Annotated in this window: 27 protein-coding genes; 9 read left to right on the top strand and 18 right to left on the bottom strand. The window is 63.6% G+C overall.

Annotated elements, in window-relative coordinates:
- From LFT47_RS20830 to LFT47_RS20820, 3 genes are all read right to left on the bottom strand, one after another.
- Entirely contained in the window at window positions 1–294 is a 294-nt protein-coding gene (locus LFT47_RS20830; RefSeq protein ID WP_272909600.1) for a type II toxin-antitoxin system RelE family toxin, read from the bottom strand.
- Window positions 291–566 carry a type II toxin-antitoxin system Phd/YefM family antitoxin gene (locus tag LFT47_RS20825; protein ID WP_236813754.1) on the bottom strand — a complete coding sequence of 92 codons (276 nt, stop codon included), beginning with the start codon at window positions 564–566 and terminating at the stop codon, window positions 291–293. Before LFT47_RS20825 ends, LFT47_RS20830 begins: the two co-directional genes overlap by 4 nt.
- A gap of 124 nt (window positions 567–690) precedes the next feature.
- Window positions 691–2,355: a PucR family transcriptional regulator gene (locus tag LFT47_RS20820; protein ID WP_236813752.1), complete on the bottom strand. Its 1,665-nt coding sequence runs from the start codon at window positions 2,353–2,355 to the stop codon at window positions 691–693.
- A 126-nt stretch (window positions 2,356–2,481) separates the two neighbouring features.
- Between LFT47_RS20820 and LFT47_RS20815 the strand changes: the two genes are divergently transcribed.
- From LFT47_RS20815 to LFT47_RS20795, 5 genes are read left to right on the top strand one after another with little or no spacing between them, the layout of a single operon-like run.
- Window positions 2,482–3,777 carry an alpha-hydroxy acid oxidase gene (locus tag LFT47_RS20815; RefSeq protein WP_236813750.1) on the top strand — a complete coding sequence of 432 codons (1,296 nt, stop codon included), beginning with the start codon at window positions 2,482–2,484 and terminating at the stop codon, window positions 3,775–3,777.
- Window positions 3,774–4,718, top strand: a complete 945-nt coding sequence (locus tag LFT47_RS20810) for an ABC transporter substrate-binding protein (RefSeq protein WP_236813748.1) — start codon at window positions 3,774–3,776, stop codon at window positions 4,716–4,718. Before LFT47_RS20815 ends, LFT47_RS20810 begins: the two co-directional genes overlap by 4 nt.
- Window positions 4,719–4,730: 12 nt before the next feature.
- Window positions 4,731–5,654 (top strand): amino acid ABC transporter permease, encoded by a 924-nt coding sequence (locus LFT47_RS20805; RefSeq protein ID WP_236813746.1) that lies wholly within the window; start codon window positions 4,731–4,733, stop codon window positions 5,652–5,654.
- Entirely contained in the window at window positions 5,651–6,415 is a 765-nt protein-coding gene (locus tag LFT47_RS20800; protein WP_272909599.1) for an amino acid ABC transporter ATP-binding protein, read from the top strand. The genes LFT47_RS20805 and LFT47_RS20800 overlap by 4 nt, the downstream gene beginning before the upstream one ends.
- A 52-nt stretch (window positions 6,416–6,467) precedes the next feature.
- Complete coding sequence (locus tag LFT47_RS20795; protein WP_236813744.1) at window positions 6,468–6,848, top strand: RidA family protein; 381 nt, start codon at window positions 6,468–6,470, stop codon at window positions 6,846–6,848.
- A 60-nt stretch (window positions 6,849–6,908) separates the two neighbouring features.
- Here LFT47_RS20795 and LFT47_RS20790 read toward each other — a convergent pair whose 3' ends face one another.
- The 3 genes from LFT47_RS20790 to LFT47_RS20780 all read right to left on the bottom strand — a co-directional run bounded on the left by LFT47_RS20790 (window position 6,909) and on the right by LFT47_RS20780 (window position 8,812).
- Window positions 6,909–7,538: a hypothetical protein gene (locus tag LFT47_RS20790; RefSeq protein WP_236813742.1), complete on the bottom strand. Its 630-nt coding sequence runs from the start codon at window positions 7,536–7,538 to the stop codon at window positions 6,909–6,911.
- 131 nt (window positions 7,539–7,669) lie between these two features.
- Window positions 7,670–8,104 (bottom strand): SRPBCC family protein, encoded by a 435-nt coding sequence (locus LFT47_RS20785; RefSeq protein ID WP_236813740.1) that lies wholly within the window; start codon window positions 8,102–8,104, stop codon window positions 7,670–7,672.
- 54 nt (window positions 8,105–8,158) lie between these two features.
- Window positions 8,159–8,812, bottom strand: coding sequence for a hypothetical protein (locus LFT47_RS20780; RefSeq protein ID WP_236813738.1), 654 nt, complete (start codon window positions 8,810–8,812; stop codon window positions 8,159–8,161).
- A gap of 321 nt (window positions 8,813–9,133) precedes the next feature.
- Between LFT47_RS20780 and LFT47_RS20775 the strand changes: the two genes are divergently transcribed.
- Window positions 9,134–10,186, top strand: a complete 1,053-nt coding sequence (locus tag LFT47_RS20775; RefSeq protein ID WP_236813736.1) for an iron ABC transporter substrate-binding protein — start codon at window positions 9,134–9,136, stop codon at window positions 10,184–10,186.
- A 66-nt stretch (window positions 10,187–10,252) separates the two neighbouring features.
- On the opposite strand, the gene LFT47_RS20770 is transcribed toward LFT47_RS20775, so the two are convergent.
- From LFT47_RS20770 to LFT47_RS20760, 3 genes are all read right to left on the bottom strand, one after another.
- Window positions 10,253–11,455, bottom strand: coding sequence for a serine hydrolase domain-containing protein (locus tag LFT47_RS20770; RefSeq protein WP_236813734.1), 1,203 nt, complete (start codon window positions 11,453–11,455; stop codon window positions 10,253–10,255).
- Window positions 11,456–11,545: 90 nt separating this feature from the next.
- Entirely contained in the window at window positions 11,546–12,319 is a 774-nt protein-coding gene (locus tag LFT47_RS20765) for an SDR family oxidoreductase (protein ID WP_442863483.1), read from the bottom strand.
- A gap of 47 nt (window positions 12,320–12,366) precedes the next feature.
- The gene (locus LFT47_RS20760) at window positions 12,367–13,080 is read right to left on the bottom strand and encodes a response regulator (protein WP_236813730.1); all 714 of its coding nucleotides are present in this window, start codon (window positions 13,078–13,080) and stop codon (window positions 12,367–12,369) included.
- A gap of 203 nt (window positions 13,081–13,283) precedes the next feature.
- On the opposite strand from LFT47_RS20760, the gene LFT47_RS20755 reads away from it, so the two are divergent.
- Window positions 13,284–13,487, top strand: coding sequence for a cold-shock protein (locus tag LFT47_RS20755; protein WP_035743560.1), 204 nt, complete (start codon window positions 13,284–13,286; stop codon window positions 13,485–13,487).
- Window positions 13,488–13,505: 18 nt separating this feature from the next.
- On the opposite strand, the gene LFT47_RS20750 is transcribed toward LFT47_RS20755, so the two are convergent.
- The 9 genes from LFT47_RS20750 to mscL form a co-directional block, all read right to left on the bottom strand.
- Window positions 13,506–14,240, bottom strand: a complete 735-nt coding sequence (locus LFT47_RS20750; RefSeq protein WP_236813728.1) for a maleate cis-trans isomerase family protein — start codon at window positions 14,238–14,240, stop codon at window positions 13,506–13,508.
- A gap of 7 nt (window positions 14,241–14,247) precedes the next feature.
- Window positions 14,248–15,696 (bottom strand): amidohydrolase family protein, encoded by a 1,449-nt coding sequence (locus LFT47_RS20745; protein WP_236813726.1) that lies wholly within the window; start codon window positions 15,694–15,696, stop codon window positions 14,248–14,250.
- Window positions 15,697–15,704: 8 nt separating this feature from the next.
- Window positions 15,705–16,517, bottom strand: coding sequence for an aspartate/glutamate racemase family protein (locus tag LFT47_RS20740; protein WP_236813724.1), 813 nt, complete (start codon window positions 16,515–16,517; stop codon window positions 15,705–15,707).
- Window positions 16,514–17,197, bottom strand: a complete 684-nt coding sequence (locus tag LFT47_RS20735; protein ID WP_236813722.1) for a GntR family transcriptional regulator — start codon at window positions 17,195–17,197, stop codon at window positions 16,514–16,516. The genes LFT47_RS20740 and LFT47_RS20735 overlap by 4 nt, the downstream gene beginning before the upstream one ends.
- Window positions 17,198–17,298: 101 nt before the next feature.
- Window positions 17,299–18,639, bottom strand: a complete 1,341-nt coding sequence (locus LFT47_RS20730; protein ID WP_236813720.1) for an MFS transporter — start codon at window positions 18,637–18,639, stop codon at window positions 17,299–17,301.
- 346 nt (window positions 18,640–18,985) lie between these two features.
- Complete coding sequence (locus LFT47_RS20725; RefSeq protein WP_236813718.1) at window positions 18,986–19,933, bottom strand: proline dehydrogenase family protein; 948 nt, start codon at window positions 19,931–19,933, stop codon at window positions 18,986–18,988.
- A 71-nt stretch (window positions 19,934–20,004) separates the two neighbouring features.
- Window positions 20,005–20,259 (bottom strand): hypothetical protein, encoded by a 255-nt coding sequence (locus LFT47_RS20720; RefSeq protein ID WP_236813716.1) that lies wholly within the window; start codon window positions 20,257–20,259, stop codon window positions 20,005–20,007.
- A 29-nt stretch (window positions 20,260–20,288) separates the two neighbouring features.
- Window positions 20,289–21,152 (bottom strand): ACT domain-containing protein, encoded by an 864-nt coding sequence (locus LFT47_RS20715; RefSeq protein WP_236813714.1) that lies wholly within the window; start codon window positions 21,150–21,152, stop codon window positions 20,289–20,291.
- A 122-nt stretch (window positions 21,153–21,274) separates the two neighbouring features.
- The gene (gene mscL, locus LFT47_RS20710) at window positions 21,275–21,706 is read right to left on the bottom strand and encodes a large conductance mechanosensitive channel protein MscL (protein WP_236813712.1); all 432 of its coding nucleotides are present in this window, start codon (window positions 21,704–21,706) and stop codon (window positions 21,275–21,277) included.
- Between the two features lie 255 nt (window positions 21,707–21,961).
- On the opposite strand from mscL, the gene LFT47_RS20705 reads away from it, so the two are divergent.
- Together LFT47_RS20705 and LFT47_RS20700 are read left to right on the top strand one after the other, a co-directional pair.
- Window positions 21,962–23,014, top strand: coding sequence for an FUSC family protein (locus tag LFT47_RS20705; protein WP_236813710.1), 1,053 nt, complete (start codon window positions 21,962–21,964; stop codon window positions 23,012–23,014).
- A 147-nt stretch (window positions 23,015–23,161) separates the two neighbouring features.
- Window positions 23,162–23,956, top strand: a complete 795-nt coding sequence (locus LFT47_RS20700) for a GAF and ANTAR domain-containing protein (protein ID WP_236818736.1) — start codon at window positions 23,162–23,164, stop codon at window positions 23,954–23,956.
- Window positions 23,957–23,968: the final 12 nt, after the last annotated feature.

Here is a 23,968-nt window from a genome sequence, read left to right as displayed (position 1 = left end):
CTAGCGCGGTTTGTAGACGTCGGAGCGGTGTTCGATGCGGTGGACGTACAGGGTGTGCTCTTCGATGTCCAGGGTGAACAGCACCCTGTAGTCGCCGCGCCGGGCGGTGCGGAGTCCGAGCAGTTCGTTTGTGAGGGGCTTGCTCAGCCGGTGTGGGTTCTCGGCGAGTGCGCCCGTGACGAATTCGACGATCGCTGCCGCGGCCTTCTCAGGCAGTCGCCTGAAGCCCCTCAGCGCCGGGCTGGTGACCTGGACGTTCCATGCTGCGGGGCCAGTGGGTTCTGGGCCGGTCACCGCGGCGGCAGCCCGAATTCACGGCGGAGGTCTGCGCCGCTGGTCGTGTTGCCCTCGGCGATGTCGCGCCGGGCCTGGTCCAGGTCTTCGCGGATGCCCGGCTGTGACAGCCAGTGGATGGTTTCCTGCAGGGATTCCAAGTCATCGGCGGACATCAGCACGGCTGATGGGTGCCCGTGCCTGGTGATTTGGATGATCTCGTGGGTCGTGTCTGCTTCCTCCACGAGGGCGGACAGCTTGTCCTTGGCTTCGCTGAGCGGTACCGTTCTCATGCTCAGAATTATAGCCTGATATCAGGCTAGTAACTAGCCAGACTTTTAGCCGGCCGGCAATCCGTTCCCGAGGTGGCTCAGTCGTGAACCTGCCCTCCCACTTGGATGCCGGTGGTTCAGCCGGCTATTCCACTTCAACCGCCAGGTCCATGGTTGTGAGCCGCAGCCAGAGCCAGAGCCGCTTCTGCGGGTCGTCCAGATCGAGGTCAAAGTCCTTGGCCAAGCGTGAGATCCGGTAGCGGACGGTGTTGTTGTGCACGTGGAGGCTGGCCGCCATCGCGGAGATGTTTCCGTTTGAGGCCATGTATGCCCTCAAGGTGTCCAGATAGTCGGTTTGCTGTTCGGAGTCGTAGGCCTGGATTTTTGCGATGTCGTCGAGCTCGGCAAATCCGCTCTCGCTGATGAATGCCCCGATCTTCAGGAGATTCAGCGGGATCCTGTAGTCCTCGAAGAGCCCGACGGAGGGGGCGGCCCCGCCAGCGGCACCACGTTTCGTCGATTGTTGGTGGAGCAGGTATTGGAGTGTCTGCACGGCCTCGGCCCGGGATCCTGGCAGCTCCTCTACGCGGGCCGCGATGCCGCCGACGGCAGCGATGAGCGGGTAGGAGCTGATCGTGTGGCCGTAAGTGCCGATTTCCTGGACCACGCGCCGATGTATCGCCCTTGACGCGGCCCCGTCAGAGGGAAGAAGCGCGTAGACCACGGAATCGATGAGGGCGCTGTGGCTCGAGTTGAACTGCACGTTGCAAACGGTGGTCACCAAGTGCAGCAGCCGATGGATTTCACGCACCGACTCCAGGCTGCCTGTTTCGGCCCGAACGATCGAAAAGGCCGCGACGGCGAGCCCGCCGGAGGATTCGAGCCCCAGTTGGGCTGCGGCAAAGGGCGCGTGTCCGGGGTCCTCCATGAGGGTCCGGATCAGGTCTCCGTTCCTGCGTTCCCCGAAATCGGACGCGGAGCGGGCATGGAGCATGTGGAGTCCGGCCAGCGGCGCCATCCGGTCGAGTGCCTCCAGGGCAGCCTCCCGTTTGTCCTCGCCCGGGTCGATGATCCAGATCGAGCCAAGCAGTTCGCCGCTGGCCCTCACGGCAAGGGCGAGCCTTGGCATCTCGTCATCGATTCCGGGGATGAGCACGGCTCCGCCGGACGCGTAAACGGTCTTGAAGTCAGCGTCGAACGCCGGGGGCTTGATCTCCTGCAGCGAGAGGGTGGTGACCCGGCGGAGCTCGTCGATGGGCTGGCCGGGCAGCGTCGAGTAGCCGAGGATCCTGCCGAGCGGATCCACAATGCTGGCCGCGCCGTTGGTGATGGATGCGGCAGCGTTGGCGAACGCGTAAAGGTCTCCGAGTCGGACGCCGGAGACAGAGTCCACGGCCGCGCCCATGACTGACGCCCGGGCCAGTGCCACGAGCCGTGTCCAATCGGCGGCGTCGGGTGCGATGAGGACCGCCAGGTCGTAGCGGATCGCGGCAGAGCGCAGCTCCTCCAAGGGCGCCCCATGGGCCTTGACGATTACTGCGGCCGCGTTGCTATTGGACGCCCGGTGAAGCAGCTGGTCAAAATCCGGCGAACCGCACATGAGCCCGACGGCGAGGACGATCCGGCCATCGACGCTGGTCCATTCGTCCATGGGGTCGTACATGAGTACGTCCGAGACGGGGTGTCCGAGGTTGTCCGGGGTGGGATTCGCGTGCACCAGATCGGCCTGCATGAGCTGGATGCAATCGGACAATCGCACGACGGCGGTCTGGAGATCGGGCTCTCCGTGGCGCCCTTCCTTCGTATCCATAGTTGGAAGATATCACAAGCCCAAAGAGGATCTTATGGAGGAATCGACATGCAGAAGGGGAGAGATCTACATCACTATTGAGGAAGGTACCGAAAGACAACCCCCCAAAAACAGAGGAACAGAAAAATGCGATTCAAGGACATCAGGGCGCTGGCCTCGGTGCAGGGACCTGCCCGGTCCGTGCCGGAGCGGCTGTCCAGGCGCTGCTACAGCGTCGAGGACATGAGGAAACTGGCCGCGGAACGCCTTCCGGGAAGCGTGTTCGACTACATCGAGGGCGGCGGCGAGGACGAGGCCTCCTTGAGGCGCAACCGCTCCTCCTTCGATGACTGGGCCTTCCTCCCGAAGTGGGGGTCGGTGGAGCATCTGGACCTTGGTTCAACCCTCCTGGGCGGTCCGGTGGCGATGCCGCTGACGCTCTCGCCTACCGGCGGCACCCGGCTCTTCCACCCCGACGGCGAGACCGCCGTCGCCCGCGCGGCCCTTGAGGCAGGCGTTCCCTACGGACTGGCGCACTTGAGCACCACCACCATGGAGGACGTCAGTGCCGCCACCCCGGGCCTTCGGCGATGGTTCAACATCGAGCCCACTGCGGACAAGGGCATGCTCCAGGCCGTCCTGGACCGGGTCTCGAATGCCGGATACGAAGCGCTTCTCGTCAACGTCGATTGCCGCGCGATTGGCCACCGGGAACGTGACTACCGCAACGGATTCACGGCGCCGCCGTCGATCAAGCCCAAAACTGTCATCGAAGGTGCGCTGCATCCCAGGTGGGCCTTTGGATTCCTGGCCAACGATGCGATCGCCTTCCCGAATCTCGACGCCGAAATTCCCGAAGGCCCGCTCTCCAGCAGCCCGGACATGTGGCGGACCCTCCTCGCTGGATCCTACGAACCGACGGACTGGGACGACATCCGGGACCTGAGGTCGCGCTGGAACGGTCCGATCATCCTCAAAGGCGTCGTCAATCCCAACGACGCCGTCATCGCGGCCGAGCTTGGTATCGACGCCATCCAGGTCAGCAACCACGGCGGCCGGCAACTGGACCACATGGCTTCCCCGCTGGACGTCCTTCCCGACATTGCCGAGAAGGCGGCCGGCCGGCTTGAAATCATCGTCGACGGCGGCATCCGCCGCGGCTCCGACGTCGTCAAGGCAATCGCCCTTGGCGCTGACGCTTGCTCCATCGGTCGCCCCTACCTGTACGGACTGGCAGCGGCCAGCCAAGCGGGAGTAGCGCACGTCTTGAAACTCTTCGCCGCCGAGATCACGCGCACCATGATGCTCCTCGGAGTCTCCACGATCCAGGAACTCCGGGAAGAAGGCCGCGAGCTGATCCGTCATCGCAGTGAATCGTTCCCAGGCACTATCCCGACCCCTGAGGCCCAGATGGCCTACGCAGAAACGAGGTCCTCCCGATGAAATCCCTAACCACCAGCCCCCGCACGAAACGCTCCCGGCTCGGCGTCCCAGCCGCCGTCGCAACCGCAGCATTGTTGCTTGCCGTCACCGCTTGCTCACCCGCAACGTCCGCCACTTCTGCAGTGTCGCCGGGCGGTACCGGGCAGGACGCGAGCGTTCCCGCACTGGACGTCAACCAGGCCGCCGCACAGTTGCTCCCGGAATCCATCAAGGCGAGCAAGGTCCTGCGGGTGGCCATCCCCACCAACGAGCCGCCCACCCAGTTTTACCGGGAAGGCACCCAGGACATGACGGGTGCCAACCCCGACGTCGCACGCCTGATCGGAGAGGCGCTCGGAGTGAAGGTCGAGATCCAGGTAGCCAATTTCGATTCCATCATCCCGGGAATCGCCGCCGGGCGGTATGACATGACCGTCTCCTCGATGACCCCCACGGCGGAGCGGATGAAGGTGCTTGATTTCGTTGACTACATGCAGATGGGCAGCACCGTCGCGGCCGCGAAGGGCAATCCCCTGGGGCTCAATGAGAAGTCCCTTTGTGGCAAGAAGGTCGGAGTCCTGACCGGTTCCTACCAGCTCACAGTCGACGTCCCCGATTTCGACAAAACGTGCACGGACGGCGGCAAAGACAAGATCCAGACAAACGAGTTCCAGGACACGCGCCAGGCTATTTCGGCCCTCACCAGCGGACGCCTCGACGCCGTGTTGGCTGATTCGCCCATCCTGAACTTTGCCGCGACGCAGAACCCGCAAATCGAGATCGCCGCCAAGTACGGCTTCGCACCGGTCGGGGTCGGTATGCCGAAGGACTCCGGCCTGGTCAAGTCTGTCTCCGCGGCCCTTAACACCGTGATCAAGAGCGACTCCTACGTCAAGGTCCTCGGGAAATACGGCCTTGAATCCAGCGCCATTACCGACGCCCGCGTCAACTTCGCCCAATAAAAGGTGACCATCATGCAGCAACACTCCATTTCCGACACAAGGCAAAGCCTTCCCGCGGCCCCGGGCGACTCCATCCCCGTGGTGCCGCTCCGGCACCCCGTCCGCCTGGCAATCGCCGTCGTCCTCATTCTTGTAGCATTCAGTGCTGCGTGGGATGTGGCTGTAAACCAGCGGTACCACTGGGACGTCGTCGTCTCCTATCTCTTCGCCCCGCAGATCATCACGGGAGCCGGGCTCACCATCCTCCTCACCGTGGTGTCGATGACCGTCGGCATTGCCCTTGGCACGGTCCTGGCGATCATGCGGCTTTCGGCCAACCCGATCGTCAAAACCATCAGCCGGGCCTACATCTGGTTCTTCCGCGGCACCCCGCTGCTTGTGCAGTTGATCTTTTGGTACAACATTGCCGCCCTGTACCCAGTGATCGCGTTCGGACTGCCCTTCGGCGGCCCCTCCGTGGTCCTTGGTTCGGCCAACGTGCTCGTCTCTCCGCTCGGTGCGGCGTTGCTCGGACTGTCCCTGAACGAGGCCGCCTATATGGCCGAGATCATCAGGGGAGGCATCGGATCCGTGGACAAAGGCCAGTACGACGCCGCCCGGGCCCTTGGCATGAACGGCAACAAGCTCATGAGCCGGGTCATCCTCCCGCAAGCGATGCGCGTCGTTCTCCCACCCACCGGCAACCAAGTCATCTCGATGCTCAAAGGCACCGCCCTGGTCAGCGTCCTGGCCATCTCCGACCTGCTGTATTCCGCTCAGATCATCTACGCCAACAACTACCAGACCATCCCGCTGCTCATCGTCGCGAGCCTCTGGTACCTGCTCATGACGACCATCCTGAGCTTCTTCCAAACCAAACTCGAACGACGGTATGGCCGCGGATTCGACGCCGCACCGCGACGGACGCGCCGGCTAAAGACAAGGACAGCACGATGACTACCGCGATGGTGGAGGCCCAAGGGGTCCGCAAGAGCTTCGGCTCGACGGAAATCCTCAAGGGCATTGATCTGAAGGTCGAACGAGGCTCCGTGACCTGCCTCGTCGGTCCGTCCGGCTCAGGAAAGACAACCTTCCTCCGATGTATCAACCACCTGGAGAAGGTCGACGCCGGCCGCCTGTACGTCGACGAACACCTGGTCGGCTACTCCGAGCGGAACGGACGGCTCTACGAAATGAAGGAGCGGCAGACAGCCCGTTCCCGGCTGACCGCTGGCATGGTCTTCCAACGCTTCAACCTCTTCCCGCACATGACCGTGCTGGAGAACGTCGTGGAAGCGCCGATACACGTCCTGGGCCGCCCCCGCAACGAGGTCACCGCGGAAGCCCAGGCCTTGCTGGACCGGGTGGGGCTCGGCAACCGGGGCCATTCCTATCCCCAGGAGCTCTCCGGCGGGCAGCAACAGCGCATCGCGATTGCGCGCGCACTGGCCATGAAGCCAAAGCTCATGCTGTTCGACGAACCAACGTCTGCGCTGGACCCGGAACTCGTGGGCGAAGTGCTCGATGTCATGAAGTCCCTGGCCGAAGCAGGGATGACCATGGTGGTGGTTACGCACGAACTGGGCTTCGCGCGCCAAGTCAGCGACCAGGTGGTCTTCATGGACCAAGGCGTAGTTGTTGAAAGCGGCAGGCCCGAGGACGTCCTGGGCAACCCGCAACACGAACGCACCCAGGCCTTCCTCTCGAAGGTCCTCTGAACATCAGCAATCCCGGCCGGCCAACGGCCGGTCCCCGGAAAGGAACCAATCCATGTCCCGCAAGCAGGTCACAACCGAATTCGCACCCAGTCCGGCCGGCCCCTACTCCCAGGCCATCGTCGCCAACGGCTTCCTCTACACGGCTGGCCAGACTCCGCATGACCCCATCAGCGGTGACGCCGTGGGAACCACCATTGAAGAACAGACACTCCAGGCCATGAACAACCTTGGCGCCGTCTTGGCCGCGTACAGGCTCGACTTCTCCCACGTTGTCAAAGCGACGGTGCACCTGCACCATCCGGGCCGCGACTTTGCAGGATTCAACACCGTCTACGAAAAGTTCGTCGAAACCCCGTACCCGGCCCGGACAACGGTGGGTTCGTTCCTAGGTGAGTTCCTCGTCGAGATCGATGTGGTCGCCGTCGTGCCCTAGCGCTTAACGCGAAAGCGGCGGCCGCGAACTTGCTTCGCAGCCGCCGCTTCCCGCTGAGCGTTAGGTGTTCTTGGTCGCGGCAAACATGCGGCGCAGCGTGAAGAAGCAACCCAGGGCGCCGAAGAGCAACGCCATGAGGAAGTCGCCCATGTAACTCTTCACGAAGTCCGGGTTGTTCGCCAGGTTGTAGTTCATCAGGTCCCACGGCTCGGAGCTGGTGATCAAGGACAAGGGTTGGCTGTTGATGTATTTGGCAGCGTCCAGCCAGACTCCTGCTACGAAAGACAAAAGCGCGGTGGCAGCCGTGATACCCGCTATCACCCACACGCCTTTTCGGCTCAGCCCGCCAGCTCCCATCACATAGAAACGGGCCGCCATCGCCGCAGCGGCGAAGGTGACGAGCGAGGACATCCAGCCAAAACTCCAGATGACGAGCCACAGCACGACGCCGATCGGGAGGGCGGCGAGGGCGAACAGGGCGCCTCGGCCCACGTTTTCGCGGGTTCGGATCGGGGGAGCGGGCGGCCATGCGGTGGCCTGGGCCTGGTTTGCTTCCGGATGCCAAGGGGGAATCTGCGCGCCGGAGGCATCCGGGGCGTTCATTCCGAACTCAGGCTGGGGACGCTGCGATGCGCCGTATTCGTTGCTGCCGGGCTGCGTGTTTTCCGGCAGGTTGGTGCTTTCGGTCATGTTTCCCCCAATGTGGACCGCTGCAATCGTACGGAACATCCTTGCACGCGCCAGCGGAAATTCGCCAGCGTTTGCAGCGAATAACTACGTCGGCGATTCGCAGCCGTGGGGGAGGGCCTGGCCCGTCGTTTCTAACCGGCTTCGAGGATCTTCTTGAGGTTCTCCAGGTCCTTGCGCATGGCCGCGCGCATCATTGGCGCCATGACGATCCCTGCAAGCGCGGAGAACCCGGAGGGCTCACCAGTGTTGCGGAGGGTCATGCGGGTGGCGCCATTCTCATCGGACCAGGTGTAAGTGGTCCGCATAGGGAAGGGACCTTGGCTTGTGCGCATGGTGAGTTTCTCGCCGGGGACAAGCTCGGTGAATTCGTAGACATAGTCCAGATTCCGGCCCAGGAACCGTGCGGTGAAGGCGACCCGGGAACCGATCGCGAGGGGCTTCGGCGTCTGCCACTGTGCAGATCGTATGTTCACATACCAGACCGGCGCGTTGTCCGGATTGGAAGCATAACTTGCCACGATCTCGCGGGGCCGCTGGATCAGTATTTCGGTCTGGACGTTCACCATGTTCCCAACTATCGCAGAACGCGCCTACCGGCGGGCAACCCACATTGAATGAATTCAGGGCCGGTTGTCGGTTTCGTTGGGATGCTGCTCCGCCTCCTCGGCGCGCGGTTCCATCTCCACGTAGTAGATCGCGCCTGCGCCAGGGGCGTGGAGGCGGTGTGTTGCATGACGGGTTGGCCGGTAGTCGTGTCCGAAGGGATCGCGCACAGTGACACGTTCAAGGTGATCCAGCCGCGCGAGGAGGCCATCGACGTCCCTGAGTGTCGCGGGATGGGTCTCTTCCCCCGCTACATCCACTACCCAGGGCGAACTGGTGGCGCTGCTGGCGAGTTCCAGGCTCAGGGTTTCAAATATTCCAGCCAGAAGGGCATCGAGCGTTGTGGGGTAGAGGCGCAGCAATCGATGCGCTTTCGGTTCGCGGCGCCGGTCGGTGATCCAGGTCTGGCGGAGCCAGGTGAATTCGACCCGGCCGAACGAGGAGCCCAGGCCCAACTCCCGGCCCTCTTCCAACCTCAAGTGGAGGTTGTTGCCCGCCCGGTCCAGGATGCTGGCGGCTTCCTCAACGTACTCAAGGTCCTTGAGCATGGCGGTTTTGGATGGATAGTACGTGAAATCACCGAGCTCATCCACAACGACGTAGTCTTCCGGAGCCGCGCCGGCAAGCTCGGAAGCGTGTGCCGCTCCTTGGTTGAGGGGAGTGCGTTTCATGGTGGATTCAGCTCCTACCGAGGACCGAGGTTAGCCCAAAGCCTGAATTGTCTATGCTCATCAGACCACCAAACATGGCGCCCGTCGTGGGTCCTTAACGGTTTCCTTACGCGGACAGCAGCGAATCTAGCGCCTGCGTTCCCGTTTGTAACAGTCGGCCTCAGCGTGCCCAGAATTACGCAACAATGGCATGTTGTTATTACAGTAAGGATTGCCTTGCCTATCTCGCTACCGTTCCCCGGCTCCTCGAGCTGCTCGGCGTGAAGCGCAGTGGTACCCCCCGACCATTCCGGTCACAGCCGGAATCCTTGAAAGGCCCCCATGAAATTCGGCATCAAACCCGCTACGGCCCTTGCCGCCGCCACGGCCACGCTGCTGGCACTTTCGGCGTGCAGCGGCGCACCAAGCGGTACCGCAAGCGGTGGTTCCACGGCCGGCGCATCCGGTGATGGCATCGTCGTCTACAACGCGCAGCATGAAAACCTCACCGGCGCATGGGTGGACGCCTTCACCAAGGAGACGGGAATCAAGGTTACGCTCCGTAATGGTGACGACCTTGAAATGAGCAACCAGCTCAGCGAGGAAGGCAAGAACTCCCCAGCGGACGTCTTCCTCACGGAAAACTCCCCGGCCATGGTCCGCATCGCGAGTGCCGGATTGCTCGCCCCCGTGGACCAGGCAACCCTCAGCCAAGTCCCTGCCCAGTACCGGCCCTCCACCGGCGACTGGACGGGCATCGCGGCCCGCTCCACCGTGCTGGCCTACAACAAGACCAAGCTCAGCGCAGACCAGCTTCCCAAGTCCTTGATGGACCTCGCGGACCCGTCATGGAAGGGGCGCATCGGCGCGTCCACAGGCGGAGCTGATTTCCAGGCCATTGTCAGCGCGATGCTTGCGCTCAAGGGAGAGGACGCCACCCAGAAATGGCTCGAGGCGGCCAAAACCAACTTCAAGTCCTACAAGGACGACACCCCGGTACTCGCGGCCGTGAACGCCGGAGAGGTCGACGCGGGAGTCCTGTACCACTACTACTCCTTCGTCGATCAGGCCCAGACCGGAGAAAACAGCAAGAATGTTGACCTCCACTACTTCAAGAACCAGGACCCGGGTGCGTTCGTCAGCGTCTCCGGCGGGGCTGTTCTGGCATCCAGCAAGAAGCAGGCCCAAGCCCAGCAGTTCCTGAAGTTCATCACGGGCAAAGCCGGTCAGCAGGTCCTCCAGAACGGTGACTCCTTTGAATACACGGTTGGCTCCGACGTGCCGGCGAACTCCAAGCTTGTGCCTCTCAAGGACCTCCAGGCACCTTCGGTGGACCCGGCTAAGCTCAACAGCGAGAAGGTCACCGAGCTGATGACCAAGGTCGGGCTTCTCTAGCCCCAGCGTCGCTTGCTGCTGCCGACCGCCACTCCTGTCCCGCAAAGGGGCGGGGGTGGCGGTCCGTCAGTCCTCGTTCAGGGCAACCAACCGCTCGCTGATGGCCTCGAACATCGCGGCCGCTGCAGGGCCCGCGACGGGGTCGACCGGCAGCGCTGTTGAAGAGAATTTAACCCCCACTACCCCGGACTTCCGGTTGATATAGACCATTTGCCCGTGGATCCCGAGGCAGTATGCCGTATCTGGATCGTCCGAGAGAAACCAGAACTGGCTGCGGTACCGGCCTCCCGGCATCGCTTCCGCATGATTGCCGGCCGCGAAGGCCGCTGCGGTATCAGGGCCGCCTGCGAAGATATCCTCAACCCAGCCGGGCTCGAGGATCCGCTCATCGTTCAGCGTGACCCCGCCGTCGCGGATCATGGCACCGAACAGAGCCATGTCCCCAAGCGTGGCGCAGATGCCGCCGTCGAACATGCCGGTGCCGGCCGCGTCGAGGCAGATGTAGGCGTCGTGACAGCCGCCCATCCGCGCCCAGAGGAGCTCGGAGGCGAGTTCCGCGAACGGCTTCCCGCTCGCAGCTTCGCAAAGCCAGCCGAGCACATCCGTCTCGCAACTGCGGTATTCGAAATGGCCGCCGTGTTCACGGACCTGCTCCAAGGTCACCAGGAACTCTTTGAGCGTGCCTGCGCCGCCGTTGCGGGGTGCCCAGCCCACAGCCTCGTCCAGTTTCCGCACCTCGGATCCTGCGTCGAGGTATTCCTCCGAGAACTTGATGCCACTGCGCATGTCCAAGATGTCCCGCACCGTGGCGCCCCTGTAGCCGCTGGCACGGAGCCCGGGAACATAGTGCTCTATCGCTTGGGCGGTGTCGATCTTCCCTTGGCCCGCCAGTACGCCGACCACGGCAGAAACGATCGACTTACTCACGGACATGAGCAGGTGCCTTGTACCCGGGCTCATCGCCCCGAAGTACTCCTCGGCGAGAACCTCATTGCCGTGCAGGAGCATCCAGGCATCGGTGCTGGTGGTCGCCAGGACCTGCTCGACCGTGCTGTACGAGCCGCCGGGTAGACGCACGGGCAGGCTGTGGAGCCCGAGGGGATCCCCAGGCGTCGCCCGCTCCAGCGGGCCGGCGGAGTCCGCGGCTGTGGCGCGAATCGCAGCGTTCGCGAAAAGCTCATCCATGTGGAGGAAGGACCATTGCAGATTCCCCGGCTCCTGCCAGTTGTCAACGGTGACCCTGCTCTCCCGAGTGTTGGTGCGTGACACGGTGTTCCTCCTCATGAAAGCGAATAGCATTCTCTTTCATGATTATGCCTGATCGTCCTCCTCGAAGTAACCGAGTGACACGAGGCCATCTCAGCCGACCTTGAAGCCCCCGTTGCTGTATAGAATCTGGCCATTCATCCATGAGCCCTGCTCGGAAAACAGGAATCTCATCAGGTCCGTCGTGTCCTCAGCCGTGCCGAGTCGAGCCGCCGGAGTCGCGTCAATGCCCGAACGCCGCGTCGCGTCGTCCATCCACCCGGTATCGATCGGGCCCGGGTTCACCACGTTGGCACGCACACCCCGGCCTGCCAGCTCGACGGCGGCTGCTGTGACGATGCGGTCGAGTGCGCCTTTGCTCGCGCCGTACGGCAGATTGTGGACAGTGTGATCGCTCGTCAAGGCAACAATCCGGCCACCGACGTCGCCCGGAACTACGGGTTCCCGCAGCTGCTCCGCGAAGGCCTTGATGAGGAGCCACGTCGCCCGGGCGTTGACAGCGAAGTGGCGGTCCCAACTCTCAAGGTCGGTCGTCAGGATGGAACTGTCCACTGATTCGCAGTGCGACATGACCAAACCTGTCACCGGCCCAAGGGTTCCGGCAGCCCTGATGAGCTCAGCCGGCACCGCTGGATCGCTCAAGTCGCCCGGGACGAGTTCGACGGCGACTCCCAACGCGCGGCATTCGCTGGCGATCGACTCCGGGTCGTCGGGATTGCCCTCCAGTCCGACGCGATCGTCGTATGGCCGCCAATAGTTGAGGGCGAGGTCCCAGCCGTCGCGCGCCAGACCGACCGCGAGGCTCGCCCCGATCGAACGGCGCCGGCCGACCCCCGTCACAACCGCGACTTTCGAATGGCTCTGCATAGTCATGGTTCGATTCTAGGAAGCGGCATCGGCGGCCACGCCGCCCGTCACCGATCGGGGAGCAGCCAGCCGTCGGCGATGAGCAGTTCCCGGAGCGCGGGCCGGCTGAGTGGTTCCGGTCCGTTATGGGCTTTGCGGCGGACTGAGACGAGGAGCTTCTTGACGCCGTCGGCACTGATGCCCAGGCTCGCGCCGACATCCGCCATTGTCCCGCCCGAGCCGCCGAGATACAGAGTGACCGCCTCGTGTTCACGCGGGGTGAGGCGGATCCGCGGCCCGGGACCGTCAAAGACGCCCTCAAGCTCGGCAAGGACGAACTTCTCGCCGCGCGCTGCCGCGAGAACGGCTGCCGTGAGCACTTCGGCCCCCGCCGTCTTGGGTATGTAGGCCAGGGCGCCGGCGTCGAACGCTTGGCGGATCACCAGTGGCGTCGCGAGGGAACTGCAGACCACCACTTGTGACCCTGTCGAGAGAATGGCGTGGATCTTGGAGCGCAGCGGGATCCGGTCACCAAGGATGATGTCCAACAGGACAACGTCAGACAACTGTCCCAGCGAGGCGGCGAGCTCAGCCCAGGAGCTGAACCTGCCCACCACCTTCACGGTTGCTGCGTTAGCTTCAAGCCAGGAAGCAAGACTCTCCCGGAGCAGTGCGTGATCTTCGAGGATGTCCACGTGGATCTTTGGCGCTGCCGCTTCGAACCGGCGCCGGAACAACCCCACCTGGTGTTCTCCTTCATGGCCGACGACGCTAATCGTCAACCACTCTGCCGTCCCAGTTTCAAGATCCCGCACTGCAGAGGAGCAAGAAATCCTCAAGATTCTGGCACTAGGGAACACCGAGACCTCCGGAGATCCTTGCGCCCCCGAACCCCGCACCGTAGGTTTGAGGAAGCGGACGTATGCGTCCGGGGGCATCGGGTTTGAAGCCGGTGGTCAGTCAGATTCAGAGAAGGAACATGGCCGTGGCAACAGGTATTGTCAAGTGGTTCAACGCCGAAAAGGGTTTCGGCTTCATTGCCCCCGACGACGGTTCGGCGGACGTTTTTGCCCACTACTCAGCGATCGCCTCAAGTGGGTACCGATCACTAGACGAGAATCAGCGGGTCCAGTTTGACGTCGTGCAGGGTCCGAAAGGCCCCCAGGCAGAGAACATCCAACCTCTTTAGGAGGGGACCACAGACGACTCAGGCTAGTTCTGCAAGCAGCCGGCCCCACTTGGGCGCCAACAACGGCGCCCCGGCGAGCTTGAGGCAATGCCACAGCGTCACCGCCACGGAATCAAGGACCGGTACTCCGGTGGTTTCCTCGACTTCCTCGGTGATGTTGGCGCCGTAAAGGTTCGTGCACAAATAAATGAGCGCGTCCGGGTTCGAGGCAGCAAGTTCCAAGGACCCGGGCAGCATTTCAGCGTCCGTGACCCGGGCGAATGATTCATTGTTGCTGAGGTCCAGGTAGCGGTGGTCTACCGTCTTGATGCCTTCGCGCGCATATGACTCAATGACGGCGTGATTCACGTCCCCGGTATAGGGGGTGAACATGCCGATCCTTGCCGTGCCGAAGGTCTTGAAGGCCTCCAGGTAGGCCAACGTCGAGGTGGTGCCCGGGATCCCGGTGGCTTCCGTGATTTCCCGGACCAGGGCTTCGTCGTGGGCGGCACCGAGCCAGGAACCGGAGGTTCCGTTCCACGCGATGACGTCCACGTCCGCCGTCGCGAGCAATGCGGCGGCCTCCCGCATGACGGCCGCATCAAACTGTTTGTCCGAAGAATCATCAAGCGCGATCCGGGTTACCGGAATACGCGTGAAGTGGATGGTGACGTCCTGGCGGTCACCCAGGATCCGGTAGCTCTGCGGCTCCAGGCACGTGTTGGACGACGGCACGATCATGCCGATGCGGGTGGGGCGGTGTGTGGAAGGCATTGTTCTCCTAAGCAGAAACTGTGGCGGGAACGGACGGCGATTTTCGAACGGAGAGTGCGTCGCGGTGCGCGGCGAAGCCGTTGCGGGCAACGAAACGGCCCACCGGCCCGGGATCGTGGAAACCGCCGTCGTCGACCACCACGCGTCCGGCGGAGACGACGACGGCGGGCCAGCCGCTCAGCGTCTTCCCTTCGAAAGGCGAGAAGTCAGTTCCCATGTGGAGGGCGCCCCCGTCGACCTCGCGTTCTTCGGCGGGATCAAAAATGACCAGATCGGCGTCGAACCCTACGGCGATAGTGCCCTTGCCGGGCACGGCATTGATCCGCGCGGGACCGGCCGAGAATACCTCGACGAAGTCCTCCACCGTGCTGTTCGGCGCCATCGCGGTGAACGTGACAGGCATGCGGGTTTCCACGCCGGGCAATCCGTGCGGCATGAAGCGGACGTCGTCGGTGCGCGCGCGCTTCTGCGAGAGGTCGTAGCAGGAGTGGTCCGAGGACACGGTGTGGATGGCCCCGGCAGCGAGGCGTTCCTTCAGCGCGGCTACTGTTTCGGCGCTGCGCATGGGCGGGCAGCACGCATACCATTCGGGGAAATCGCTGCCGTAGACGGTGTCATCCAGCGTCAAGTAGTGCGGGCACGTCTCGGAGTAGGCTTCTTGGCCACGATTCCGGGCCTCGCTGACAAGATCCACGGCGCCGGGGGTCGACTGGTGCACAAAGTACACGGGCGCACCGGTGTACTCGGCCATGGCAAGGGTCTCTTTGACCGAAATCTCCTCGGCGAGTTCGGGCCGGGTGGAATGCAGGTGCTCGATGCCGATCCGCCCGTCCGCGGCGTGCTGTTCGGTGCAGTCGGCGATGATGGGATCGTGCTCGGCATGGATGTACGTGAGTCCGTCCAGGCGCACCATTTCACGCATGACCTTCAGGATGGTGTCGCCGTCGGCCATGGTGGAGCCGCGGTTGGTGGTGTACATCTTGACCGAACGGACCCCTTCGGCGGCGAGCTGTTCCAGCTGCCAGGGCACGGTCTCGTCCCAGCTGACCACTGAGCCGTGGAGCGCGACGTCGCAGCGGGACTCGGCGGCCAAGCGCTTCTTGTCCAGGACGGCGTCCAGCGGGGATTCCTGTGCATCACGCGGAATACCGAAATCGATGATGGTTGTTGTGCCGCCCCACAGGGCCGCGGTGGAGGTAGTCCGGTAGTCGTCCAGGGTGCGGAAGCGTCCGGTCACTTGGGCCACATGGCAATGACCGTCGACGCCGCCAGGGATGACCAACTTGCCGGATGCGTCGATGGTGCGGGAGGCGGCGGGGACCGGTTCCGCGGCATCGACGAGCTGGGTGATGCGGTCATCGCGCACTACAACGTGGGCGGCTTGCCGGGCCGGCCCAGTGGATTGATGGCTGTTGACCACGGTGCCGTGGGCGATGACGAGATCGGGAATGGTCACGGTGGTCCCTACTTTCCGGCCGGAACGGCGTTGGCGGTAACGGAAGCGCCGGCGGCGGCCTGGATGGCGGTCAGGGCGGCGTCGAGGTTTTCGGACAACCCCCGGCGGTTCTTGACGGGTGGCGGCGCAAAAGCGCCTTGGCGGTGGAAGCCCGACTGCAGGGCCACAACCGCTTCTGTCATGCGGATGCCGGCGGAGATTCCGTCCACCACGGGCACGGGGATCTGTCCTTCAAGCTCGCGCGCGAGTCCGGCAAGCGGGGCACCTGCCAGGATGACGACGTCGGCGCCGTCCTCAGCGACCGCTTGCCTGCTCAGTGCCAGGAGGGTTTCCTTGAAATCCTGTTGCACGGTGCCGATGCCGTTGAGGCTCTGGTTGATGGACCGGATCGAGGCAAGACGGCTGCCAAGTCCGAAATGCTCCACGCAGTCCCGGTACCAGGCCGTGATGCGGTCCGAAATGGCGATGATGGAGAAGCGTTGACCCTGCAGGGCCGCGGCGCAGAGGGCTGCCTCCGTGATGCCGATGACCGGGACGTCGGTAAGTTCCTTGAGTGCGGGCATTCCCGGGTCGCCGAATGCGGCCACCACGACGCCGTCTATGCGGTCCGCTTCCGGATCGCCGCCGGAGTGCTCGGCGATGATTTCGGCGACTGCGCCGGCCGCGATGAGGGCTTCAAAGCGGGTCTCGATGTATTCGACGCCACGGCCGGCGGTCCGGACGATCAGCTCGGTGTCAGCCCCCGCCGAGCGGCGGGCTTCGGCGTCGATCAACGCAGTGACGTCCGCGCTGATGTTGGGATTGATGACTAGCAATTTCATGGTCGTTTGCCTTGCAACTTGAGTTCGGTGGCGGGCTCGTTCTGGGGAAACTGCTCGCGGTACTTTCCAATGTGCGACGCCGATTGGGTTGCGGCGCGCTCGGGATCGCCGCTGGCGATGGCGGCGTAGAGATCGCGGTGTTCCTGGATCAGCTCCGGCAGGTCGTCGACGTGGCGGAAGAGCCAGTGCATGCGGCCTTGGAGCGGTTCCAGCGCGGTGCGGAGAAAATCGTTGTTGGCGATGGCCGTGATGGCATCGTGGAATTCGCTGTTGGCGCGGTGGGCCTCGAGGATTGAGCCTTTCGCGAGGAAGCGATCGGCCTCATCGAGGAGCCTCGCCAGGTGTTTGAGGTCCTTGTCCGTGGCGCGGGCCGCGGCAAGGCGGCAGGCGAGGACCTCGAGCGACTGACGTACGTCGAAGAGATCTTCCACGTCTTTGGGGCTCAACCCTGCCACTTCGGAACCGCGGGAGGCCCGGTCCTGGATGAGGCCTTCCTGGCGCAGCATGCGGAGGGCTTCGCGGATGGGGAGTCGCGAGACGTTGAATTCGGCGGCGAGGTCCCGCTCCACCAGCCGGGTGCCGGGCGCGTAATGGCCCTCGAAGATTCGCGAACGGATGGCGTCCCGCACGGATTCCCGGAGGGGGCGGTCCGTGGTGGGGGTTTCATCTGCAATCAGCATCTTTGCTCCATTCGTGTTCTCTTGGATCATTGCGTCCGGCAACCCGGAGGCGTCCGGCCGTGCGGCGGTTCAGGACCACACGGCCGTCCCGGTCAGGCGAGTTAGACCGGAAGCCGTTTGTTGTAGTTCAGGGTCAGGACGGAGACCCCCATGATCACGGCGGATCCTACAAAGTACAGCAGCGCCCACGTGTAGGAGCCGGTAGCCCCGACAATCAGGCCTACCACAATCGGGGTGACGAAGCCTGCGATGTTGCCGCTGAAGTTCATCGCACCGCCCAGGACGCCGGCGTTGGTACGGCCGCCCAGGATGGCCGGGATGGACCAGAAGAGACCCACCCAGCGGAGGAAGAACAGGACAACAGAGAGGAGCACGACGGCGGTAATCGGGTCCGCGACGACCGTCACTCCAACCAGGCCGCCGACTACCACGACGCTGGAGATGCCCAGCAGGGTGCGCATGACCAGGTTGGCCGAGGCTCCGGTTGCACGCCACTTGTCGGCGATGGCGCCGCCGAGGATCTCACCGACGAAACCTGCGCCGAAGATCACGAACGTGGACCAGCCGATGGTGTTCAGGTTGAAATGCTTGGCCTGGGCCAGGTAGAGCGGGCCCCATGTCAGCAGGCCGTAGAACACGCCGTTGAATCCGAGCCAGCCAAAGCACATGGCCCAGAAAGAGCGGAACTTCAGGTAGGGGAGCAGGGCGCGCTTGCCCTTGACGCCGTCTTTCTCGGCCTCGGCGTCTTCTTCGGCGTGGGAGGACTCGATGTATTCTGCCTCGGCGGCGTTGACGGCTTTGTGGTTGCGGGGATTGTCCCGGACGTACCACCACACTGCCAGGCCCATGAGGACGGTGGCCGCGCCGGCGATGATGAACGAGTAGCGCCAGCTGCCGGTTGAGGCGATGAGCCAGGTGATGAGGATACCGCCCAGGCCAGCCCCGAGCGGGGCGCCTGCGTCAAGGATCGTGGCCCCGCGGCCGCGCTCCTTCTTGTGCATCCAGATGGCGTTGAGCTTGCCGCCGGCCGGCATGACGCCAGCTTCGGCGACACCGATGCCCAGGCGGGCGATGAACATGCTGAGGAAGCCGCCGGCCAGGCCGGATGCTGCCGTTGCGGCACCCCAGCCGATGCACGACGCCGTGACGACCTTGCGGGGGCCGAACTTGTCGATGAGCAAGCCGACGGGGATCTGCATGAGGGCGTAGGTCCAGAAGAATGCGGAAAGCAGGAGCCCGACGAGCTCCGGTGCGAGGTTGAATTCCTTTTGGATGATGGGCAAGGCCACGGAGATGGAGCCGCGGTCGATGTAGTTGACGGCTACCAGGATCAGCAGCAGGACGAAGAGCCTCCAACGGACACTCGTGCGTCGCTGCACGCCGTCCTTGCCGGCTTTTCCTTCGACTATATGCGCGTCAGTTTCGGTGTTTTGGAGAGACACAGTTTCTCCTTCAGGGGAGTTTGAGGAGCGGGGAAAGTCTTGAATTGTTGTGCCGGGTGCGGGTTGCCGCGGCAGCTGGACTCGCGTCGGCGGCAGCAGTCGCGGCCCGGTCCTCTTTCTGGGAGGAGGGACGCTGCCGGTTCGTTGGGCCCGTTTTGGGATCCCGCTTTGGGATCCCAAAATCAAAAATAGATGTGACCCGGCGCACTGTCAAGACTTTTGGTATACAAAGCGAAGAAACAGAATGTGACCGAGGGGTGAAGTTTCTTTACTTGTAGGCATTGGCGTCCGAATCGGCGCCGGTATGGGATACCGACGCGCAACTGGCTACAGGACCCGGGAATCCTTAACTCGGGTTGAGGTCGGCGAGAGCCGTCAGCGCCCGTTCGGGATGTTCCGCGATGCGGTTGAGGACGTACAACCACCACTCGCCACCGAAGATGACGTACTCGCGCGTCCTGAAGCCGTCCCTGTGGAGCCGGTCGAGAAGATCGGTCCCCAGTCCGAGGAGCATCTCGAATTCGATCGCATCGGTCTTCAGCGCCTCGCCGTGCCTGGTTATGAGCGTGTTGACGAGCTCGTCGTCGTGCGTCGCAAGGGAAAGCGGGTGGCCGGAGAGGATGAGCCGGCTCGCCAGGTCGAGGTAGGCGTTAGTCAATTCGACGCTGTTGCGAGGGTAGGCGACGGACTGGGGTTCAAGGAACGCGCCTTTGACCAGCCGAACGGTACCGGGGTGGCGAAGGACCCGCTTGAGGTCTCCGGCAGTGCGATGCAGGCGGGCTTGGAGTGTGATGCCGACGCGGGGGATCTCGACCGCGAGTTCGTCGTACAGGTCCAGGACCAGATCGGTCCGATCCGAACCTTCTGCCGAGATCATCAGCCCCGTTCCGAACGGTTCCGTTATCGCGGCGAGCTGACGCACATGGTCGAGCGCCAGCTCAGGGTCCACGAGGGCGCCGAGGTGGGACAGATCAAAAGAGATGGTGCTCGGCAGACCGGTTTTCCCGAGGGCGGCGGCCAACTCAAGGAACACCCCGGCTTCCGAGCGTGCGAGGCCGGCGTTGCGCACGCTCTCACCCGCGTATTCGATACTCGCGGCATGCCCGCGGGCCACCGCCGCTGCCGCTACATCGATGGCGTCGGCTGCAGTGTCCCCGGCCGAGTATCGCCTTGCCACGCGCGAAGCCATCGTCGCCAAGGCTGGTGTGGACATGACACGCTGCTTCAGGTCTTCATCCAACGCCCACGCCCGCAGGGTATTGGCGGCACGCTCGAGATCAATCTTCGTAGTCACCCGACAAACTGTACCTGCGGTGTTTATGGGCACCGGAGTCGCGTTCACGATACGAAATCCGGACGTCCTCGCTACTCCTCCGGCAAACACCACATCGAGATGCGTGCGCCGTCCGGATCCGTAGTGATGAGGAGCCGCAGCTCCCGGCCCATCAGGGCCTCATGCCCATCCTTCAACGCCAGCTGGTCCCCGAGTTTGCCGATGGCAACGGCCATGGCACGGCCCCAGTGCTGGGGCTCCCGGCTCGTGGCCACCGCCTCGGCGCTGGGCTGCCCGGGAACGGATACCTCCGGAGCATCCGGCTCTCTCATGTCCATGGCGCTCACCCCGCCACCACCTTCCAGTTGTCGCCCGGTTAGTCCCGGCCCTTGGATTTGGCGCTCCGGGTGTGCGCCAGGATTTCCGCGAGCTCGGCAAGCCGATGTGCGCGCGCTGATTCCGCCGGCGTGAAAGGCTCGCCCGGCCTGGAGAACAGGAGCGGGCCGTGCCAGGCGGTGGGGATCTTGAGCAGCGTCGTGGAGGGCCCGACGGCGGCGCCCGCCTTGACGGCCTGACCTTCGGGTTCCGGGATGACGATTTTCGCCGAAAGGAGTTCCGCAACCGCCAGCGGTAGTTCTTGCGGGTTGTGGGCGATCCGGGCAGCCAGGCTCAAGGCCTTGGTCTGGCCGTCCGCCATGGCGAGTGCAGTGGTAGGCCACACGTGCGAATCCCGGCCGCCGCCGTCGTCGAGCGCTGTCAGTAGCTCTTGCTCGCCGAGGTGGCCCGGAGCCGAAAGTACGAATTCGTCCATGACGGCTCCGTCCATCGGGTGGACATGGATGCTGAGGATATTGATGTCGCTCCGCGCCAGCGATTGGGTGATGCGTTGGAGCGATCCCGGCTGGTCGCGGAGTATGGTCCTCGCCCGCCAAAGAGCCGGGGCCGAATGGAGCTTCCTACGGTGGCGGAGGGCAGGCGCGTGGATCCAGCGCCGCAGAATCCTGGCCGCGGAGGGCTCTGCGACCCAAATGACCAGGACGGTTGCGGTCACCGTCAGGAGGAGCACCTTGGCCAGGTAAGGCAGTTGCGTTTCAACCACAATGGCGTGGACAAGAAGTTCGATGGGCAACATCACAGCAATTTGGGCCACGGTGACCCGGGCCTTCGGAGCCTCGGGCATCTGGCCGCACACTTCGCAGGAGAGCTCGGATGTAGCGGAAGTCCTCTTGTTCGGCTTCATGGCACTAATCGTGCCCGAGCCCTGTTTCAGGCGGATTGCGCCTGCGTCACGATCTCAGTCAGCACTGATGGGGGCCAGTTCGGCGCCGACCGGATGCGCCGAACTGGCCGTAATGCACAAACCTAGCGGGCGTTCTCGTTGCTCTTGTTGGCGGCGGCGAGATCGGTCAGGAGGTCGCGGATTTCAACAAGCAGGGCGGTGTCAGCCGGCAGCGGTTCGTCCTCAGGCTCTTCAATGGAGGCGCGGCGCTTGGTCAGTTCGTTGATCTTGTTCATGGGCGCAACGAAGATGAAGTACACCACGGCGGCCGTGATCAGGAAGGTCACGAACGCTGTGATGACGGCACCGAAATTGACGAACGTCTTCGCGTTGTCGGGCCAGATGGAGAAGCCCAGGCCCTGGGCGTTGACTCCGCCGGCGGCTGCGATGACCGGATTGATGATGTTGGTGGTGAACGCTGCGACCAGGGCTGTGAACGCGGTGCCGATGACCACGGCGATGGACAGCTCGATAATGTTGCCGCGAAGAACGAAGTCCTTGAAACCTTTAAGCATGGAATTTCCTCCGGTGAACGGGTGCGGGTGATGTGGCCGGAGCGAGGCCCGGCCGGCCGGTAACAACCGACACGAGACTATCAATCGAAGGTGTCGAGGCGTCATACTCCCACGCAGGACCTACCATTCAACGGAAGCTGATCGGATTGCCTGAAGCCGCCCGACGTAAGCTCGTAGCGGATGCCAGTGCCGCCGTCGTGCAGTATTAGTTGAGCAGTACAGTGCTCGAGAGAAGCAAGCGAGGCAGGCAATCCATTGAACGCCCTGGCAGAGATGTTCAGGATCGGTCCCGGCAACAAGGACCATCATCCGGCTGTGCGCTGCGCGGTGGGCGTCTTCCTGCCATTGATCACCCTCGTACTGTTCGGACGGCTGGACCTTGTGGTTTTCGCCAGCTTTGCCGCATTCACCAACATTTATGGCCGCAACGAGCCCCACAGCCTCCGTTTTCGAAGCCAACTCCGGGCCGGTTCGCTGCTGCTGGGCATCATCCTGCTCGCCACCCTGACGGGCAGGGTGGGGCAGGGCTCGGACGTGTACGTGTGGATCCTCACGCTTGGCACCACCTTGGTCGCCGCGCTTTGTTCCGTGGTGACTGCGCTGTGGCGACTTCGCCCGGCAGGGTCCCTCTTCCATATTTTCGCTTTCGCCGCGATCGCCTCCGTGCCTCAGCAGCCGCCGCTCTGGGAAGGGATGTTCTCCGCCGTTTTGACCGTTGTGTTGGCGTTGTTGATCGGAATGTCGGCGCGGGTGGTTCCGAGCCACCGGACGCCCTGGAAGCGACCGCCGGCGGAGCGGTTGCTTCCCCAGGAAGTCCGGGCTGCCTGGCTGGAAGGCCTGGGCTACTTCGTGGCCGCCGGGCTGGCCGGAACGCTTGCTACCTTGGCTGGGCAATGGCTCGGGTTCGGACACGGCTATTGGGCCATGGTGGCGGCGGTGGTTCCCTTGGTGGGGCGCAGTACCCGCCATCGGGTGCAACGCGGAATCCAGAGGATCGTTGGGACCCTGCTCGGGTTGCTGGTGTTGGCCGGAATCCTCTGGCTGGGCCCGGCGCCCTGGCAAATGGTGTTGGTGATTGCCGCATGCCAGTTCGGGGCCGAGCTCTTCATTGCGCGCCAATATCTTGTGGCGCAGATCTTCGTCACGCCGCTGGCGCTCATTTCCACTCTGCTGGTTGCCAACGTCCCGCCGGGGCTCTTGCTGCGGGACCGCATCGTGGAGACGGTGATCGGGGCCGCCGTCGGCGTCGCGGTGGTATTGGCGCCAGCGGCATGGTCCCGGGTCCTGGCGGAGCGCGCGCGACGCTGACACGGCGCTAAGCGCGACGGCTCCGGTGCCTGACAAGTCTTGGTTTCAACTAGTCGTATCCTATTGGGCCGCGGTGTGGGACGGTGTACGGAAGGGACTTATTATTTCCACATGCCCCCGTCAGCATATTCACCTGGAGAACGCGCCATGCTCCCTGCAGATTCCGCCCCGACCACTAATGACCAAATCCAGAACCTGATCCTGGAAAGTGCCGATTTTGAGGAGTTCCTCAACGAACTGGCACGGTTTTCTGCCCACCAAATGGCGGGCGACGGCGATGATGCGCTCTGTGGGATCACGCTTCTGCGCGAGCGGAAGGCACTCACGATTGGGTGGAGCAGTGATGTGGCCCGTGAAGTGGACGAGATCCAGTATTCCTTGGCCCAAGGACCATGCCTGACGGCCGCCAAGGAGGAGCGGGAAGTCTACGTTCCGGATCTCCTGGAGGAGAACCGCTGGGGCCCCGACTACGCGACTGCCGTTGCATCGTACGGCCTGAGATCAGTCCTCTCCTTGCCATTCAACCTTGAGGGCGAGGCCAAGGCGGCCCTCAATCTGTACTCCGATGCCCCATACAAGTTCAACGAAAGGGCCGCGGACCGGGCCAGGGGCTATACCCGCGAGGTATCGCAGGCCTTGCGACTTGCCGTGAGGTTCGCTGTTCATAAGGACAGCGCCAACAATCTCCGGGCGGCAATGGAGTCCCGCACGATTATCGACATTGCCGTGGGAGTTGTCATGGCACAGAGCCGCTGCAGCCAGGAGGACGCGGTCCGGATCCTGACGGAGGCCTCGAGTAACCGCAACGTGAAATTGCGCGATATCGCCAAGTCCGTGGTGGATTCCGTCGATACAGCGGGCACCCTGACCCACTTCGAAGAGCCGGTCCAGCAGCCGGTTCAGCAGCCGGTCCAGCAGCCGGGCCGAAGCCGGGCCGGGTGAGTCCGGCCCGGC

The organism is Arthrobacter sp. FW306-2-2C-D06B (assembly GCF_021789175.1).
Taxonomy (GTDB): Bacteria; Actinomycetota; Actinomycetes; order Actinomycetales; family Micrococcaceae; genus Arthrobacter.
This window is presented reverse-complemented; position numbering and strand designations above follow the sequence as displayed.

What these genes read in the sequence shown, in the direction of transcription:
- LFT47_RS20765 (WP_442863483.1), bottom strand. Translation starts at nt 12,319, where the DNA reads ATGCAGAGCCATTCGAAAGTCGCGGTTGTGACGGGGGTCGGCCGGCGC.
- LFT47_RS20790 (WP_236813742.1), bottom strand. Translation starts at nt 7,538, where the DNA reads ATGACCGAAAGCACCAACCTGCCGGAAAACACGCAGCCCGGCAGCAAC.
- LFT47_RS20735 (WP_236813722.1), bottom strand. Translation starts at nt 17,197, where the DNA reads ATGCTGATTGCAGATGAAACCCCCACCACGGACCGCCCCCTCCGGGAA.
- LFT47_RS20750 (WP_236813728.1), bottom strand. Translation starts at nt 14,240, where the DNA reads ATGCCTTCCACACACCGCCCCACCCGCATCGGCATGATCGTGCCGTCG.
- LFT47_RS20740 (WP_236813724.1), bottom strand. Translation starts at nt 16,517, where the DNA reads ATGAAATTGCTAGTCATCAATCCCAACATCAGCGCGGACGTCACTGCG.
- LFT47_RS20795 (WP_236813744.1), top strand. Translation starts at nt 6,468, where the DNA reads ATGTCCCGCAAGCAGGTCACAACCGAATTCGCACCCAGTCCGGCCGGC.
- LFT47_RS20700 (WP_236818736.1), top strand. Translation starts at nt 23,162, where the DNA reads ATGCTCCCTGCAGATTCCGCCCCGACCACTAATGACCAAATCCAGAAC.
- LFT47_RS20805 (WP_236813746.1), top strand. Translation starts at nt 4,731, where the DNA reads ATGCAGCAACACTCCATTTCCGACACAAGGCAAAGCCTTCCCGCGGCC.
- LFT47_RS20815 (WP_236813750.1), top strand. Translation starts at nt 2,482, where the DNA reads ATGCGATTCAAGGACATCAGGGCGCTGGCCTCGGTGCAGGGACCTGCC.
- LFT47_RS20820 (WP_236813752.1), bottom strand. Translation starts at nt 2,355, where the DNA reads ATGGATACGAAGGAAGGGCGCCACGGAGAGCCCGATCTCCAGACCGCC.
- LFT47_RS20800 (WP_272909599.1), top strand. Translation starts at nt 5,651, where the DNA reads ATGACTACCGCGATGGTGGAGGCCCAAGGGGTCCGCAAGAGCTTCGGC.
- LFT47_RS20810 (WP_236813748.1), top strand. Translation starts at nt 3,774, where the DNA reads ATGAAATCCCTAACCACCAGCCCCCGCACGAAACGCTCCCGGCTCGGC.
- LFT47_RS20785 (WP_236813740.1), bottom strand. Translation starts at nt 8,104, where the DNA reads ATGGTGAACGTCCAGACCGAAATACTGATCCAGCGGCCCCGCGAGATC.
- LFT47_RS20715 (WP_236813714.1), bottom strand. Translation starts at nt 21,152, where the DNA reads ATGAAGCCGAACAAGAGGACTTCCGCTACATCCGAGCTCTCCTGCGAA.
- mscL (WP_236813712.1), bottom strand. Translation starts at nt 21,706, where the DNA reads ATGCTTAAAGGTTTCAAGGACTTCGTTCTTCGCGGCAACATTATCGAG.
- LFT47_RS20780 (WP_236813738.1), bottom strand. Translation starts at nt 8,812, where the DNA reads ATGAAACGCACTCCCCTCAACCAAGGAGCGGCACACGCTTCCGAGCTT.
- LFT47_RS20825 (WP_236813754.1), bottom strand. Translation starts at nt 566, where the DNA reads ATGAGAACGGTACCGCTCAGCGAAGCCAAGGACAAGCTGTCCGCCCTC.
- LFT47_RS20775 (WP_236813736.1), top strand. Translation starts at nt 9,134, where the DNA reads ATGAAATTCGGCATCAAACCCGCTACGGCCCTTGCCGCCGCCACGGCC.